The sequence below is a fragment of the Gemella sp. GH3 genome (genome assembly GCF_013415425.1).
GTDB lineage: Bacteria > Bacillota > Bacilli > Staphylococcales > Gemellaceae > Gemelliphila.
In genome coordinates, this window is sequence record NZ_JACBYC010000009.1 from 1 (window position 1) to 380 (window position 380).

1 protein-coding gene is annotated in these 380 nt (G+C 36.3%); it reads left to right on the forward strand.

Features of this window, described 5'->3' with window-relative positions:
* The coding region (locus HZY83_RS00045; RefSeq protein ID WP_179942085.1) for an ATP-dependent Clp protease proteolytic subunit at positions 1–380 on the forward strand (380 nt) is incomplete at both ends.

Genomic DNA, 380 nt, shown 5'->3' on the forward strand with positions numbered 1-380 from the left:
ATTCACCAGGTGGTAGTGTTACAGCAGGTTTTGCTATTTATGATACAATTCAACATATTAAACCGGATGTTCAAACAATTTGTATTGGTATGGCAGCATCTATGGGATCATTCTTATTAGCAGCAGGAGCTAAAGGTAAACGTTTTGCATTACCAAATGCTGAAGTTATGATTCACCAACCTTTAGGTGGTGCACAAGGTCAAGCGACTGAAATCGAAATTGCTGCAAACCATATCTTAAAAACTCGTGAAAAATTAAATCGTATTTTAGCTGAGCGTACAGGTCAATCAATTGAGAAAATTCAACAAGATACTGATCGTGATAACTTCTTAACTGCTGAAGAAGCAAAAGAATATGGTTTAATCGATGAAGTCATGGAG